At 59.2% G+C, this 13,703-nt stretch carries 14 protein-coding genes; 8 read left to right on the plus strand and 6 right to left on the minus strand.

Annotated features, from left to right (window positions below; all coding sequences use genetic code 11):
* Positions 1 to 36 precede the first annotated feature (36 nt).
* Together ACN19L_RS17790 and ACN19L_RS17795 are read left to right on the plus strand one after the other, a co-directional pair.
* Entirely contained in the window at positions 37 to 486 is a 450-nt protein-coding gene (locus ACN19L_RS17790) for a MarR family winged helix-turn-helix transcriptional regulator (RefSeq protein WP_426490808.1), read from the plus strand.
* A gap of 55 nt (positions 487 to 541) precedes the next feature.
* On the plus strand, positions 542 to 1,180 hold the full coding sequence (locus ACN19L_RS17795; RefSeq protein WP_426490809.1) for a YceI family protein: 639 nt from the start codon (positions 542 to 544) through the stop codon (positions 1,178 to 1,180).
* A 79-nt stretch (positions 1,181 to 1,259) separates the two neighbouring features.
* On the opposite strand, the gene ACN19L_RS17800 is transcribed toward ACN19L_RS17795, so the two are convergent.
* Both ACN19L_RS17800 and ACN19L_RS17805 read right to left on the minus strand, forming a co-directional pair.
* Positions 1,260 to 1,967 carry a hypothetical protein gene (locus tag ACN19L_RS17800; RefSeq protein WP_426490810.1) on the minus strand — a complete coding sequence of 236 codons (708 nt, stop codon included), beginning with the start codon at positions 1,965 to 1,967 and terminating at the stop codon, positions 1,260 to 1,262.
* A 168-nt stretch (positions 1,968 to 2,135) separates the two neighbouring features.
* Positions 2,136 to 2,693, minus strand: coding sequence for a hypothetical protein (locus ACN19L_RS17805; protein WP_426490811.1), 558 nt, complete (start codon positions 2,691 to 2,693; stop codon positions 2,136 to 2,138).
* Between the two features lie 216 nt (positions 2,694 to 2,909).
* On the opposite strand from ACN19L_RS17805, the gene ACN19L_RS17810 reads away from it, so the two are divergent.
* The 5 genes from ACN19L_RS17810 to ACN19L_RS17830 all read left to right on the plus strand — a co-directional run bounded on the left by ACN19L_RS17810 (position 2,910) and on the right by ACN19L_RS17830 (position 8,778).
* Positions 2,910 to 3,191: an ATP-dependent Clp protease adaptor ClpS gene (locus ACN19L_RS17810; RefSeq protein WP_125422917.1), complete on the plus strand. Its 282-nt coding sequence runs from the start codon at positions 2,910 to 2,912 to the stop codon at positions 3,189 to 3,191.
* 136 nt (positions 3,192 to 3,327) lie between these two features.
* Entirely contained in the window at positions 3,328 to 3,942 is a 615-nt protein-coding gene (gene recR / locus ACN19L_RS17815; RefSeq protein WP_125422914.1) for a recombination mediator RecR, read from the plus strand.
* Between the two features lie 159 nt (positions 3,943 to 4,101).
* Positions 4,102 to 6,096 (plus strand): glycosyltransferase, encoded by a 1,995-nt coding sequence (locus ACN19L_RS17820; RefSeq protein ID WP_426490812.1) that lies wholly within the window; start codon positions 4,102 to 4,104, stop codon positions 6,094 to 6,096.
* A 252-nt stretch (positions 6,097 to 6,348) separates the two neighbouring features.
* On the plus strand, positions 6,349 to 7,572 hold the full coding sequence (locus tag ACN19L_RS17825) for a pyridoxal phosphate-dependent aminotransferase (RefSeq protein ID WP_426490813.1): 1,224 nt from the start codon (positions 6,349 to 6,351) through the stop codon (positions 7,570 to 7,572).
* A 192-nt stretch (positions 7,573 to 7,764) separates the two neighbouring features.
* Positions 7,765 to 8,778, plus strand: a complete 1,014-nt coding sequence (locus ACN19L_RS17830) for a bifunctional heptose 7-phosphate kinase/heptose 1-phosphate adenyltransferase (RefSeq protein ID WP_426490814.1) — start codon at positions 7,765 to 7,767, stop codon at positions 8,776 to 8,778.
* An 88-nt stretch (positions 8,779 to 8,866) separates the two neighbouring features.
* On the opposite strand, the gene hemE is transcribed toward ACN19L_RS17830, so the two are convergent.
* From hemE to ACN19L_RS17845, 3 genes are read right to left on the minus strand one after another with little or no spacing between them, the layout of a single operon-like run.
* Complete coding sequence (gene hemE, locus ACN19L_RS17835; RefSeq protein ID WP_426490815.1) at positions 8,867 to 9,901, minus strand: uroporphyrinogen decarboxylase; 1,035 nt, start codon at positions 9,899 to 9,901, stop codon at positions 8,867 to 8,869.
* 51 nt (positions 9,902 to 9,952) lie between these two features.
* Positions 9,953 to 10,504 (minus strand): hypothetical protein, encoded by a 552-nt coding sequence (locus ACN19L_RS17840; RefSeq protein WP_426490816.1) that lies wholly within the window; start codon positions 10,502 to 10,504, stop codon positions 9,953 to 9,955.
* A 6-nt stretch (positions 10,505 to 10,510) separates the two neighbouring features.
* A complete protein-coding gene (locus ACN19L_RS17845) occupies positions 10,511 to 11,137 on the minus strand; it encodes a MarC family protein (RefSeq protein WP_426490817.1) in 627 nt (208 codons plus the stop codon).
* Between the two features lie 161 nt (positions 11,138 to 11,298).
* On the opposite strand from ACN19L_RS17845, the gene ACN19L_RS17850 reads away from it, so the two are divergent.
* On the plus strand, positions 11,299 to 12,468 hold the full coding sequence (locus tag ACN19L_RS17850; protein WP_426490818.1) for an endonuclease/exonuclease/phosphatase family protein: 1,170 nt from the start codon (positions 11,299 to 11,301) through the stop codon (positions 12,466 to 12,468).
* A 61-nt stretch (positions 12,469 to 12,529) separates the two neighbouring features.
* Here ACN19L_RS17850 and ACN19L_RS17855 read toward each other — a convergent pair whose 3' ends face one another.
* Positions 12,530 to 13,678 (minus strand): FAD-dependent monooxygenase, encoded by a 1,149-nt coding sequence (locus ACN19L_RS17855; protein ID WP_426490819.1) that lies wholly within the window; start codon positions 13,676 to 13,678, stop codon positions 12,530 to 12,532.
* Positions 13,679 to 13,703: the final 25 nt, after the last annotated feature.

Here is a 13,703-nt window from a genome sequence, read left to right on the forward strand (position 1 = left end):
ATATTTGCAACGCGTTCCGTCATTTTGCCGCAGTACATGAAAATCGAGGACGAAATCAAACAGCCTGCTTTCAAGAACAACTACCAGAAGGCTCTCATCAATCTGGTATTTACGACGGGGTGGGTGCAGCAGCAGCAGAGTGCCCTGTTCAAGAGTCACTCCCTGACCCTGCCGCAATTCAACATCCTGCGCATTCTGCGGGGACAGCATCCTAAGCCGGCCACGGTAAATCTACTCATTGAGCGCATGCTCGACAAAACTAGCAACGCCTCCCGTATTGTGGACAAACTGGAGGCCAAGCAGTTGGTTACCCGTACTGTGTGCCCCAGCAACCGGCGTGCCGTGGATATCCGCATTACCGATGCGGGGCTGGCGTTGCTTAATGAGTTGGACCCTGTGCTGGAAAACCAGCGCAATGGCCTGCAAAACCTGACCGATGAGGAGGCTGCCCAACTCAGCGACCTGCTCGATAAGATCCGCAACTGACGGTTTCAGTTACCCAATTCGACTTTTCGTTTCCCTTTTTCTGTTTTTCTAGATCATGAAAAAACTGTTTACGCCAGCGCTGCTGGCTGCTGCCCTGTTTGCTGTTTCACCCGCTTCGGCTCAGAAAAAAGTAACTCCCGGCTCGGAAAAGGCCGCTTCGCAGTCGTATGCGCTGCAGCCGCAGCTGAGCACGCTGGGTTGGGTTGGTAAAAAAGTAACCGGCCAGCACAACGGTAACGTGCAGTTCAAAGAAGGTACGGTACTGGTGCGTGGCAGCCAGATTGTGGGTGGTACGTTTGTGGTGGACATGAACTCGCTGAAAGTAGAGGACATCAAGGAAGCCGAATACAACGCCAAGCTGGTGGGCCACCTGCGTTCCGAGGACTTCTTCAGCATTGACAAGAACCCGACCTCCACGTTCAAAATCACCAGCGTAACCCCACTGAAAGGCGACGCCAACGGCAACAACGCCACTGTAGCTGGTGACCTGACCATCAAGGGCATCACCCAGAAAATTACCTTCCCCGCCAAAGTAGGCGTGAAAGGCGGCGTTGCCTCGGCTAGCGGCACGGCCACCATCGACCGGACCAAGTTCGACATCAAGTACGGCTCGAAGTCGTTCTTCGAGAGCATTGGCGACAAAGCCATCATGGATGACTTCACCATGAGCTTCAACGTAATTGCCAAGAAGTAATTCCGGACAATGCCACAGTAAAAAGCCCCGCTGCATTGCGCAGCGGGGCTTTTTTGTTTTCGTAGCGAGTTACTGAAAACTACTGGCCGCCGTTGGACGGAGCCGGCGTAGCAGCCGGGGCCGTGGCCGGCACGGTAACCGGAGCCGAGGCGGCGCTGGTGCGGAGCGTGAGCTTCAGCGGGGCCACACTGGTTTCGCGCAATGGCACAATGCCGTACGCCGTTTCTCCCGGCCGAATCACTTTGTTGGTGAGGTCAAACTTGGCAAACTCGTTGCGCATATTCTTATTGGCCGAGCTGGCTCCAATCATATTACCGGCCGCCGCGACAGGACCCCAAGGGAAGATGGTACCGCCGGTAGTCTGGCCAGTGTACGGGTCCCGGGTACCGCCGATCTGACCGATGCCCAGCACGTACAGCAGATAAATAGCCACGCCCTGCTTCAGGTCGCTGGCGGCCTGCACACTGGGTACGGGCATGATGGGCCGGTCGCCGAACGTCAGCTCCAGGTCGCGGGAGAAGTTCAGGTCGGTGCTGGTGTTGTTTTTTACCTTCACGGCGACTACTTGGTAGCCCTGCTTGCGCTCCTTTTTAACGTACTTTTTGTTGGCGCCATTGGCGAGTAGCGCGCTGTACCGGTATTCAAACTCAACCGGAGCACCCGCTTGCGTGGCTGTCTGATAGTTACCGAGGCGGTCGGGCCGGATGGCATGGTAGCTGCCGGCGCAGCCGGACATGGTGGCCGCTACGGCAGCAGCGGCGGCTAAACGAGTAAACTGTTTCCGCATAGGAATAAGATGAAGGGAATACTTGCCAGAATACCAATCTGATATTCTGAATAAAACTAAATAGGAAGCAGTGGTATTGCGAAATAAAGGTGAATAATTGATGAATTATCTTGTAAAAATTATTAAAAACAGTAAAACCTTTTGGCATACTGTACGTTTGGCGGGCCGCTAGCCGGGCAGGACTAATTCCCGGGGTAGTTCAAATTTGAGGCTGCGGCTTTTGCTGCGAGCGTGTAGCTGTTGCAGGAAATCATCCAGCTCCGCTTTGTACTCCAGCCACAGATCCTCGTGCAGGTTGCTGAGAATGAGCTGGGCCGTGCGGGTGGCCAAGCGGGCTGTGCCGGTGTAAAACCCTGCATACACGCTTTCAAACTGCCCGGTGTAGTTCTCGAAAATGTGGCGCAGCGTGTATAGGTTCAGATCTACCTCCAGGCGCTTATCCTTGGTGATGCGGCGGGCCCGGGCTACCTCCTTAGTGGCCTTGCCCAAAGCCTTGGTGAGGCTGCGGTTGAGCAGACGGCCGGTAGCCCCCACGGCAAACAGCTCATGAATCTGGTCAGAGGCCTGCTCGAAAACAGTTTCCGTCGTCACGTCGGGCAGCAGCTCAAAGCACAGCGTATCGTACAACTCCGCGTCGCGGCGGGCCGCGCGCAGCAGCAAGGCCTCCTTTTCTTTATCGGTGAGGCGTTTGAGGGCGCGCTTAAACTCGGCGGACGGAACGGGCATGGGGCGGAGCAGAAAACAGATGCAGGCTAAAAGTACGCTACAAACGCGGCGGCGCAAGAATGGGTGCACTCGCCGGGCCGGCTGGCGACTTCATGGCCTGGAAAACCACCGGGTAGGTTTCAGTTCTCGCAACCAATCAAACAATCAAGCAGTTATATCAATCCGAAGTCGGGCGTTTCCTGCGCCTGTTTAGCGGTTTTTGCGTAATTTTGCCTTATGAACAGTAACCCGCAAATCGAGTACGACGAGGACGTACTGCTCCTGGAAGAAACCACTGATGTGCGTGACCTGGTGGTGTATAACGATGATATCAACACGTTTGACCACGTTATTAAAACCCTGATGGACGTGTGCGGCCACCAGCCCGAGCAGGCCGAGCAGTGTACCCTGCTGATTCACTACAAAGGTCAGTGCACCGTGAAACACGGCGTGTATGAGGAGTTAGCCAGCATGTGCACCGCTATTCACGACCGGGGCATCTCGGCCGACGTAGTATAACCGGCGCCCTCCAAAAAAATCTGTCATCCGGCGTTTGCCAAGGACCTATCGGAGCCCATCTGGTGTTAGTAACCAGGCTCTCTGATATACCGGGCAAGCCCCGGATGATAGTTCTTTTACCCACTTCCCGACCTGAATGGAATTTCCCTCCAAACTGATTGAAAATGCCGTTGGTGAATTGTCGAAGCTGCCGGGCGTGGGCAAGAAAACTGCCCTGCGCCTGGCTCTGCACCTATTAAAGGCGGAGGCCGACAGCACAGCGTCGCTGGCGGAGGCCCTGGCTAAGATGCGCTTCGAAATTCGCTACTGCGACACTTGTCACAATATCTCCGATACGCCGGAGTGTGCTATCTGCGCCAACCACCTGCGCGACCAAAGCACCGTGTGCGTGGTATCGGACATCCGCGACGTAATTGCCATTGAAAACACGGCCCAGTACCAAGGCATGTACCATGTACTGGGCGGCGTGATTTCGCCCATTGAAGGTATTGGCCCTTCTGATCTGACCATTGACTCGCTGGTAGAGCGGGTGACGAAGGAAGGCTCGGAAATCAAGGAGGTGATTCTGGCCATCAGCCCCACCATGGAGGGCGACACCACGGCCTTTTACCTCTCGCGCAAGCTCCGCGACCTGCCCGAAATCAACGTGAGCACCATTGCCCGCGGCATTCCCATGGGCGGGGAGCTGGAATACGCCGACGAAATTACCTTGGGCCGCTCCATTGTGGAACGGCAGCGGCAGGCCCGGTAGTATGGTAGCCGCCGGCAGCCAAAAAAAAAGCTGCAAGCCTTTCCGGGCTTGCAGCTTTTTTTTTGGCTGCTGTACGCAATAGCCCCCGGTAGCTTGCTGCTTACTGCTGCCAGCTTCTCGCTTTTCAACTACCTTTCGGAGCCTTTCTGATTCTGTTCCGTGCCGCCCGCATCCGTTAAGCTTTCCGTCGTCATCGTCAACTACAACGTCTGCTACTTCCTGGAGCAGGCGCTGCTGTCGGTGCGGCGGGCGGTGGAAAAGCTGGGCCAGCCGGTGGAGGTGTTTGTGGTGGACAACAACTCCGTGGACGGGTCAGTGGCCATGGTGAAGGCCCGCTTCCCGGAAGTCATTCTTCTTGAAAATCACGACAACCCCGGGTTCAGCAAAGCCAACAACCAGGCCCTGCGGCGGGCTACCGGCCAGTACCAACTGCTGCTCAACCCCGATACGGTGGTGGAGGAGGACACCTTCCGGCGGTGCTGTGAGTTCATGGATGCGCACCCTGCGGCCGGTGGCCTGGGCGTGAAGATGCTGGACGGGCAGGGCCGGTTTCTGCCCGAGAGCAAGCGGGGGCTGCCCACGCCCTGGGTAGCATTCTACAAGATTTTTGGGCTGGCGCGGCTGTTTCCGAAGTCAAGGCGGTTCGGGCGCTACCACCTGGGCTACCTCAGCCCCGAGCAGACCCACGAAATTCAGGTACTGAGCGGGGCCTTTATGCTCATGCGCAAAACGGCCCTGGATGCCGTGGGCCTGCTGGATGAGGACTACTTCATGTACGGCGAGGATATTGACCTGTCGTACCGCCTCACGCTGGGCGGCTGGAAGAACTACTATTTCGCCGACACCCGCATCATCCATTACAAGGGCGAGAGCACCAAGCGTACCAGCGTGAACTACGTGTTCGTGTTCTACCGGGCTATGGTGATTTTCGCCCGCAAGCACTTCGCGCCGGGGCGGGCGGGTACGTTCAGCTTCCTGATCAATCTGGCCATCTGGCTGCGGGCTGGCGCGGCCGTGGCCCAGCGGCTGGTTGCGCAGGCCGCGCCCATCCTGCTGGACGCTGCCCTGCTATACGTGGGCATGTATTTTTTGAAAGAATACTGGGAAGACAACCACAAGTACGTGCCCACGGCTTACCCGCCGCAGTTTATGTTGGTGGCCGTGCCCATGTACATAGTTGTGTGGCTGCTGGCGGCCTTCTTCAGCGGGGCCTACGATACGCCCACCCGGGCCAGCCGCATTGTGCGGGGCGTATTTTTCGGCACGGTTCTGATTTCGGCCTTCAGCAACTTCCTGGATGCCTGGCGCTTCTCCAAGGCCCTGATTGTGCTAGGGGGCGTATGGGCCACGGCGGCTCTGGTACTACGCCGGGTGGCCGGTAACTTTTTGCGCTACCGCACCTTCAGTCTGGCTAGTCAGCAGCAGAAAAACGTGGGTATTGTGGGCTCCTGGCAGGAAAGCCAGCGCGTGCGCCAGCTGCTGGAGCAGGCCGCCGTGCCGGCCCGGGTAATTGGCTACGTAGAGCCCCCGGCGGCACCGCGCCCAACCCAAGGCGCGGCCGATGACCTGCTGGGCGAAGTGCGGCAGTTGGAAGATATTATCCGCATTTACGGGCTGAATGAGCTGGTTTTCTGCGGCCGTGACCTGCCTGCCAGCCAGATTATTGGGCTGATGGTGGGCTTGCCCCAGCACCCACCGGTAGCCTATAAAATCCTGCCCCAGGATAGTGAGTACATCATCGGTAGCTCCGGCAAGGATTCGCCCGGCGACTACTACGCCCTCGATATCACCCTGAACTTGTACCGGCCCCAGCAGGTACGTAACAAACGGCTGCTGGACTTGCTGTTGGGAGTGGGGCTGCTGGGCTTGGCCCCGATGCTGGTGTGGCGGCAGGAGCACAAGGCGGGTTTTCTGCGCAACTGCCTGCGCGTGCTGGCGGGCCGCAGCACCTGGGTAGGCCTGCGTTACGCTTCCAGCCCCCGCCGCCAGGCCCGGGCCGTGCTTTCCCCCGCCGATGCGGTGCAGGCCGTGGAGCCGCTCACGGAGGCCACCTGCCGCCGCCTGGAGTTGCTGTATGCGAAGGATTACGAGCCTTCCACCGATGTACGCGTGCTGTGGCAGTGCTTCCGCAAACTGGGCCGGGAGGAAGGATAGGGTAGGAGGGTTTGGGGGGTGGAGGGTAGGAATTGTATGGTCTTCCTGAGCTTGCGAGGAACCGCATTACGCAGAAGGAGTCGTTGTTACGAAGTGTCGTTCTGACGTGATAAGCTCCTTTGCAAGCTCAGGAGGACAGTGCCATCCCAACTCATACCCTCACACCCCCAAACCCTCTTACCCTACCAAAACCTCCGTACCTTACCCGTACCTTTGCGTTCCACCCATTTCTCTCTTTATCCCCCCACGTACATGTCGGCTGACGCTACCACCCTCGCGCCCCTCGTTCTTTCTGACCGCATCAATGCCATGCAGGAGTCGCAGACCATTGCTATGGCCAAGAAGGCCCGGGCATTGGCGGCCGAGGGCGTGGATGTGATTAGCCTGAGTTTCGGGGAGCCGGATTTTCAGACTCCGCAGTATATCAAGGATGCCGCCAAAAAGGCCTTGGATGAAGGCTACACCTTCTACACGCCCGTACCCGGCTACCCCGAGCTGCGCCAGGCCATCTGCGACAAGCTGCAGCGCGACAACCAGCTCAGCTACAAGCCCGAAAACATTGTGGTGAGCACAGGGGCCAAGCAGGCCCTGGCCAATGCCGTGCTGGCCCTCATCAACCCCGGCGACGAAGTGCTGGTGCTGGCCCCGTACTGGGTGAGCTACGAGGAGATGGTGAAGCTGGCCGAGGGCACCACGGTGCAACTGATGGGCAGCCTGGAAAACGACTTCAAAGTAACCGCCGAGGAGCTGGAAGCGGCCATTACGCCCCGCACCAAGCTCATCATGTACTCTTCGCCCTGCAACCCCACCGGCTCAGTCTTCAGCCGGGAAGAGCTGGCGGCGTTTGCCGAGGTAGTGGCCCGCCACCCCCAGGTGTACGTGCTGGCCGATGAGATTTACGAATACATCAACTTCACCGGGGAGCACGCCAGTCTGGCCCAGTTCGACGCCGTAAAGGACCGGGTAATTACTGTTAACGGTTTCTCCAAAGGCTACGCCATGACGGGCTGGCGCATCGGCTACTTGGCCGCCCGCAAGGAAATTGCCGCCGCCTGCGAAAAGCTCCAGAGCCAGATTACTTCGGCCACCTGCTCCATTACACAACGGGCCGCCCTGGCCGCGTTGCAGGGCGGGCGCTCCTCGGCCGATGAAATGGTGGAAGCCTACCGCCGCCGCCGGGATATGGTGCTGGAGCTGGTGAAGGATATTCCCGGTTTCCGTACGCCCACGCCCAGCGGAGCCTTCTACATCTTCCCCGACGTGAGCGGCTACTTCGGCAAAACCACGCCCACCGGTGAAACCATCAGCAGCGCCGCCGACCTGGCCCTGTTCATGCTCAACGATGCCCACGTGGCGGCCGTGGACGGCGGCGCGTTCGGCGCACCCAACTGCATGCGCTTCAGTACCGCCGCCGCCGATGAGAAGCTGCGGGAAGCCTTTCTGCGCATCAAAACCAGCCTGGCTAAGCTGCAGTAGGCTTCCTGAAAGAACGTCATTCCGAGCGGAGCCGAGGAATCTCGCGTGCTGATGTTGTAATAATAATCCAACGTCAGCACGCGAGATTCCTCGGCTCCGCTCAGAATGACGGTTTTCTAGCATGCTCCGCCAGACGAGCCTTATTTCTTCCGGTGGGTTACCTTTGCGGCCTCTTACCTTGAACACGCCGTAATGCCCGCTGCCGTTCCCGCTTCGCTGCCCGAGTTATTTGCCGCCTTCAACCGCCTCAGCGTGCTCATTGTGGGCGACGTGATGATGGATGCCTATGTATGGGGCAAGGCAGCCCGACTCTCGCCCGAGGCCCCGGTGCCGGTGGTGAACGTGAGTCGCACCGAAAACCGCCTGGGTGGGGCCGCCAACGTAGCCCTGAACGTGCAGGCCCTGGGCGCCACCCCGCTGCTGTGCGCCGTGATAGGGGAGGACCAGGGTGGCGACCAACTGCTGGAACTGCTGCACACCACCGGCTTGTCGGCCGATGGTATGGTGCGCTCGGCCCACCGGCCCACTACCGTGAAGCAGCGCATTCTGGCCCACGGTCAGCAGCTACTGCGCATCGACTCGGAAGTGGAAACCAACCTCAATGCCGAGGAAAACGCCCAGCTCACCGCCCGCTTTGAGGAACTGCTCGGCCGCGCCGACGTGGTGATTTTCGAGGATTACGACAAGGGTGTGCTGCAGGAAAGCAGCATTCAGCACTTTATTCAACTGGCCCGGGCGCAGGGGGTACCCACGGTAGTGGACCCCAAGAAAAAGAACTTCCTGGCCTACCGGGGCTGCACCCTGTTCAAGCCCAACCTCAAGGAACTGCGCGAAGGCCTGAAGCTGGAGTTTGACGAAACGGACGCGGCCCGCCCACAATTTGAAGCAGCCGTAACCCGCCTGCGCGAAGTTCTGCAGCCCGAATCAGTCTTGGTGACCCTCTCGGAGCGGGGCGTATTCGTGGAAAACGGCCGGCTTCAGCGGACCTACATTCCTGCCCACCTGCGCACCATTTCCGACGTATCAGGGGCCGGCGACACGGTAATCAGCATTGCTGCCCTATGCGTGGCACTGGGCTTATCAACCCCGGCCACGGCCGCCCTGGCCAACCTCGGTGGTGGCTTGGTGTGTGAGCAGGTAGGCGTAGTGCCCATCGAGAAAACCCTGCTGCTGAAGGAGGCTGAACGGGTAGGGCTGGCCTTATAGCTTATCATTGCGAGGAGAAACGACAAAGCAATCCGTCCTGTTCAGGGCGAATTGCTTTGTCGTTTCTCCTCGCAATGACATGTGGCCATTAGCGCAGCGTCGCGCTGTATTCCTTCACCGTATTGATGAATACCTTCACGTTGTCGGGGTTGGTGTCGGGGTACACGCCGTGGCCGAGGTTGGCAATGTGGCGGTGCGGGCCGAACCGGTCGAGCATGGCGATGGTGGCGGCGCGCACCTGCTCGGGCGTGCCGTAGAGGGCGCAGGGGTCGAGGTTGCCTTGCAGGGTTTTGTCGCCCACGAGAGGGCGCACGGCGCGCGGGTCCTGGTTCCAGTCGAGGCCGATGGTGCGGCAGGGCAGCTGGGCGAAATCCTCCACGGCCCAGAAGGCACCTTTGGCAAATACCGTCACCGGCACATCAGCCGGCATGGCTGCGCAGATTTCGGCAATGTAGCGGGTGCTAAACTCCTGGTAGTGGGCGGGCGGCAGGATGCCGGCCCAGGAATCAAACACCTGAATGATATTGGCTCCGGCTGCTACCTGCGCTTTAAGGTAGGCAATAGTAGTAGCCGTGATTTTACGCAGCAAAGCGTGAGCCAGCTCGGGCTCGGCGTAGAGCATGCGGCGGGCCTTGCTAAAGGTTTTGGAGCCGTGGCCTTCCACCATGTAGGCCAGAATCGTCCAGGGGGCGCCAGCGAAGCCGATGAGCGGTACGCGGCCGTTGAGGGCGCGCTTGGTTACCCGGATGGCTTCCAGCACGTAGCCCAGGTGTTCCTCAGGATCGGCGATGCGCATGCGCTCCACGTCGTGGGCCGTTCTGATGGTTTCCGGGAACAGCGGGCCACGGGCTTCCACCATCTCGTAGGTGAGGCCCATGGCTTCGGGTACCACCAGAATATCGGAGAAGATGATGGCCGCGTCCACGTCCAGCGCGTCGATGGGCTGGATGGTTACTTCGGCGGCGAGGTCGGGGGTTTCTACCAGCTCTTTGAAGCCACTGAGGCGGGCGCGCAGAGCGCGGTATTCGGGCAGAATGCGGCCAGCCTGGCGCATGAGCCACACGGGGGTGCGTTCCGTTTCTTCGCCACGGGCGGCCCGGAGGATAAGGTCGTTCTTCAGCATAGGAAGCGCAAAGGTAACGCCTGCCGGGTATGTTGTCAGCCGCTCAGCGGTTCAAATGCTGAATCTGTACATAACAAGTGACTTGCCATCATCCAGCAAACCGATATAGAGTAGATGAAAGCTGTCCTTTTGGGCATAACCATAGGCGTACCGGGAGCATGGAATGGCACCAGCTACCTTTTCAAACGAATGGCTTCGATAGTACTCAGAATTAGTGTCTAAAACACAGGAATGGGGCAAAAACCGGGAGTCGTGCGCCAGATACTGTTGCAACTGTCGGTATTCCTGCGGAGCCACTTCAATAAGCGCACAAGCCTGGTAGTGGCCTTGAGGAAGACTTGGGTAGGAAGCATCTTTCTCAATGATGCGGCCGAAAGGTGGAAAGGGATGTAAGGTTATCTGCTCGTACTTTTCCCTATAAAACTCGTCAAGGGGATAAAGTGCTATGTAGAGACTGTAGAAGACCGGTAGACTCACCCCGGTTAGGAAAAGAATACCTGCCCAATTGCCGCTGCGCCGTCGGAGCCATCTATATACCGCCCAGTAAATGGCGAGGAACGCCAAAATGAGCAGTACAGGAATAATAACGATAAGAATCCACATGCACTGCTACCGGCTCAGCCCCGGAAACAGCGCCACAATGGCCGTAGCCAGGAAATTCACCCCAATAGCCAGCGTCAGAAAACCCATGATGCGGGCCAGCGCCGCCATGCCGGGCCGCCCCAGAAACCGCGTGAGCCGCAACGACGACATCAGAATGATGTAGGCCGCCAGCGCCACCAGGCAGAAGCCCAGCACAATCAGGCCCATATCCGGCACACTTAGCTTCTTGGTGAACAGGCCAATGCACACGGCCATAGAGCCGGGGCCCGAGAGCATCGGCATGGCCAGGGGCGTGAAGCTGATATCATCCTTGTGCATACTTTCCTCCAGGGTAGCTTCCGATACCTTGGCCCGGTTGCCGCCTGGCGTCAGCAAATCGAAGGCCGAGCGCATGAGCAGGATACCGCCCGCAATGCGCAGGTGGTGAATGTTGATACCGAAGAAATTAAGCACGTACTGCCCCGCGAAAAACGAAACCGTGAGCACGCCTACCATATACAGGCAGGCCTTCAGGCCGATGTTGGCCCGCTCGGCGGGGGTGTCCTCCTCCGTGAGCGTCAGGAACACGGGCATGGCCCCGAAGGGATTGACTACGGAGAATAGCGTGGTGAAAGTGGCGAGCAGAATTTCCATCGGCAGGGCAGTAGGGCGCGGGTAAAGGTACGAGCCTTTAAGTAGCCGCAAACAGAGAAAATGCTATGTTTAATGCCTGAACTCTGCCAGAGGGTGTGCGTAGAAGCAACGCCTCCCAACCTGTTCGTACTCCTCTCCCCACCTTTCTTTTTTACTTTCTCTTGCCCGACTTTACTACTCTTCCGTGGTGGCTTACCGTGGCGCACGGCCTCACCTGTTTGCTGGCGCTGGCTTCGCTGGTGGCCACGCTGCTGCCTCTGCTGCGCCAAACCGCGTGGTGGATTCGGGTGTTCGACTTTCCCCGCCTCCAGATTGTGGGCGTAACGCTGGCCGTTATCCTGGCCGGGCTGGCCCTGGGCTGGGCCGATTTGCCAGGCTATTACGGCCCGGGCCTGCTGGTGCTGTTGGGGGCCACCGTAGTGTACCAGGCCTTCCGAATCATGCCTTACACGCCGCTGGTGAGTAAGCAGGTAGGCGACAGTACCCTGAAGGACGGCAAACGCCACCTGAGCTTGGTAATGATGAATGTTCTGCAATTCAACAAGCAGGGAGCCAAGGCCCTGAAAGTGTTGCAGCAGGCCGATGCCGACATCATTATGGCAGTGGAAACCGACGACTGGTGGTACGGGCAGCTGAAGCCGCTGGAAGAAACCCACCCCCACACCTGCCACGAGCCCCTCGACAATACCTACGGCTTGCTCTTTTTCTCGCGCCTGAAGCTGGAAAGCTGCGAGGTAAAGTACCTGCTCGATGATGACGTGCCCAGCCTGCACACCCGCGTACAACTGGCCGACGGCCGCACCTGGGTGCAGGTGTACGGTCTGCACCCCAAGCCGCCAGCACCGGCCGAATCTAAAACCAGCACCAAGCGCGACGCCGAACTGCTGCTGGTGGGCAAGCAGATTGACAAAAAAGACGAGCCTACCATCGTGTTCGGCGATATGAACGACGTGGCCTGGTCGCACACTTCTGAATTGTTCCGGCGCATCAGCGGCCTCATGGATCCGCGCGTGGGCCGGGGCCTGCTTCCCACCTTTCACGCTGACTACTCTTTGCTGCGCTGGCCCCTCGACCACGTATTCGTGTCGGCGCACTTTAAGGTGGATGACATGGAGCGCCTTCCCTATGTCGGCTCCGACCACTTTCCCATCTACATCAAGCTCAGCTACGAGCCCCACGATAAAGAGGAGCAAGAGGAAAACTGCGAGGAAGCCGACGCCGGCGACCATGAAGAAGCCAACGAAAAGATACAGGAGGGCTTCGAGGAAGAGGATGAGGAAGAAGCCGAAGAAGCGGCCAGTTCCGGTGAGAAAAAAGAGCTGACTACCTAAGGTAATACGCCGCGTGTTCTAGAAACGAAACCGCCCCCGGCTGTAGCCGGGGGCGGTTTCGTTATTCACCTTCGTAGAGAAATGCCATCTGTTGCTCGTTGATCCGCCGGGGTAGGTGGCGCATCACCCAGTCGCGCAGACTTACCAGCGGCGCATTCGTCAGCTGGGCCACCTTGCCCAGCTGCCACGACTGTTCCACGATGCGCGTAGTGCGGGGGCGGCGTTGCTTGGTGAACCGGGCAAAGGCCGCGGGCCAGTCGTGCGGAAACTCCTGCAGGCAGCGGGCAAGTATGGCGGCATCCTCCACGGCCATACCTGCGCCCTGGCCCATGTTGGGCGTAGTGGCGTGGGCCGCGTCGCCCAGCAGTAATACCCGCCCAAAATGAAAGCGGGGCAACGGGCGTAAATCCAGAATATCACCCCACAGCAGCTGCCCGGGTGGGGTATGGGCCAGCACCTGCGGAACGGGCGCGTGGAAATGACCAAAGTGTCGCTGCAGGTCGGCTAGCGTATACCGCTGAAACTCCGGGTTACGCGGTGTGCTGCTATTGATGCAGGCAAACCAGTAAGCGCGCCCGTTCGCCAGCGGTACTACCCCGAAGCGGCCGTGACGACCCCAGGTTTCGGTGGTGCGGCCCGGTACCAGCGGAAGGCCAGTAGCATCCATGATGCCCCGCCAGCAGGTGTAGCCGGCGTAGCGGGGCTGGGTGTTGGGCAGTAGCTGCAGCCGCACCCGGGAGCGGATACCATCAGCCGCTACAAGGGCGTCGCCCGTCGCGGCAGTGCCATCATCAAACCGGATGGTAACCTGCTCGGCCGTCTGCTCGAAACTGGCCAGCCGCTTGCCCAACTGCACGGTATCGGGCGGCAGAGCTGCCAGTAGTGCCTGCTGCAGCTCTGCCCGGTGAATAGCCAGGTTATCGAATCCCAGCCGCCGGGTGAAAGGACGGGTATCCACCACGTTCAGCGGGCGGCCGTGCGCATCCAGCAGGCCAATGCTGTCCACCACAAAACCGCGCGCGTGCACGGCCTCGTGCAAGCCCAGCGTGTCCAGGGCACGCATGGCGTTAGCCCCCAGCACCACGCCTGCCCCGATTTCGCGCAGCTCCGGAGCAGCTTCGTACACCCGCACGGTATACCCTAGCCGCAACAACGCATAGGCAGCAGTCAGCCCACCTATTCCGGCCCCGATAATCAGAAAATGCCCCATGCGTTACGTGTTACTGTTCCCGGAG

Origin of the sequence: Hymenobacter sp. 102 (assembly GCF_049949205.1) — a bacterium.
Taxonomy (GTDB): domain Bacteria; phylum Bacteroidota; class Bacteroidia; order Cytophagales; family Hymenobacteraceae; genus Hymenobacter.

Bases quoted from the DNA above. Each gene is read 5' to 3' on its own strand.
- ACN19L_RS17840 (WP_426490816.1), bottom strand. From the start codon at position 10,504: ATGTGGATTCTTATCGTTATTATTCCTGTACTGCTCATTTTGGCGTTC.
- ACN19L_RS17795 (WP_426490809.1), top strand. From the start codon at position 542: ATGAAAAAACTGTTTACGCCAGCGCTGCTGGCTGCTGCCCTGTTTGCT.
- ACN19L_RS17830 (WP_426490814.1), top strand. From the start codon at position 7,765: ATGCCCGCTGCCGTTCCCGCTTCGCTGCCCGAGTTATTTGCCGCCTTC.
- ACN19L_RS17790 (WP_426490808.1), top strand. From the start codon at position 37: ATGAAAATCGAGGACGAAATCAAACAGCCTGCTTTCAAGAACAACTAC.
- ACN19L_RS17810 (WP_125422917.1), top strand. From the start codon at position 2,910: ATGAACAGTAACCCGCAAATCGAGTACGACGAGGACGTACTGCTCCTG.
- ACN19L_RS17805 (WP_426490811.1), bottom strand. From the start codon at position 2,693: ATGCCCGTTCCGTCCGCCGAGTTTAAGCGCGCCCTCAAACGCCTCACC.
- ACN19L_RS17825 (WP_426490813.1), top strand. From the start codon at position 6,349: ATGTCGGCTGACGCTACCACCCTCGCGCCCCTCGTTCTTTCTGACCGC.
- ACN19L_RS17845 (WP_426490817.1), bottom strand. From the start codon at position 11,137: ATGGAAATTCTGCTCGCCACTTTCACCACGCTATTCTCCGTAGTCAAT.
- hemE (WP_426490815.1), bottom strand. From the start codon at position 9,901: ATGCTGAAGAACGACCTTATCCTCCGGGCCGCCCGTGGCGAAGAAACG.
- recR (WP_125422914.1), top strand. From the start codon at position 3,328: ATGGAATTTCCCTCCAAACTGATTGAAAATGCCGTTGGTGAATTGTCG.
- ACN19L_RS17800 (WP_426490810.1), bottom strand. From the start codon at position 1,967: ATGCGGAAACAGTTTACTCGTTTAGCCGCCGCTGCTGCCGTAGCGGCC.
- ACN19L_RS17855 (WP_426490819.1), bottom strand. From the start codon at position 13,678: ATGGGGCATTTTCTGATTATCGGGGCCGGAATAGGTGGGCTGACTGCT.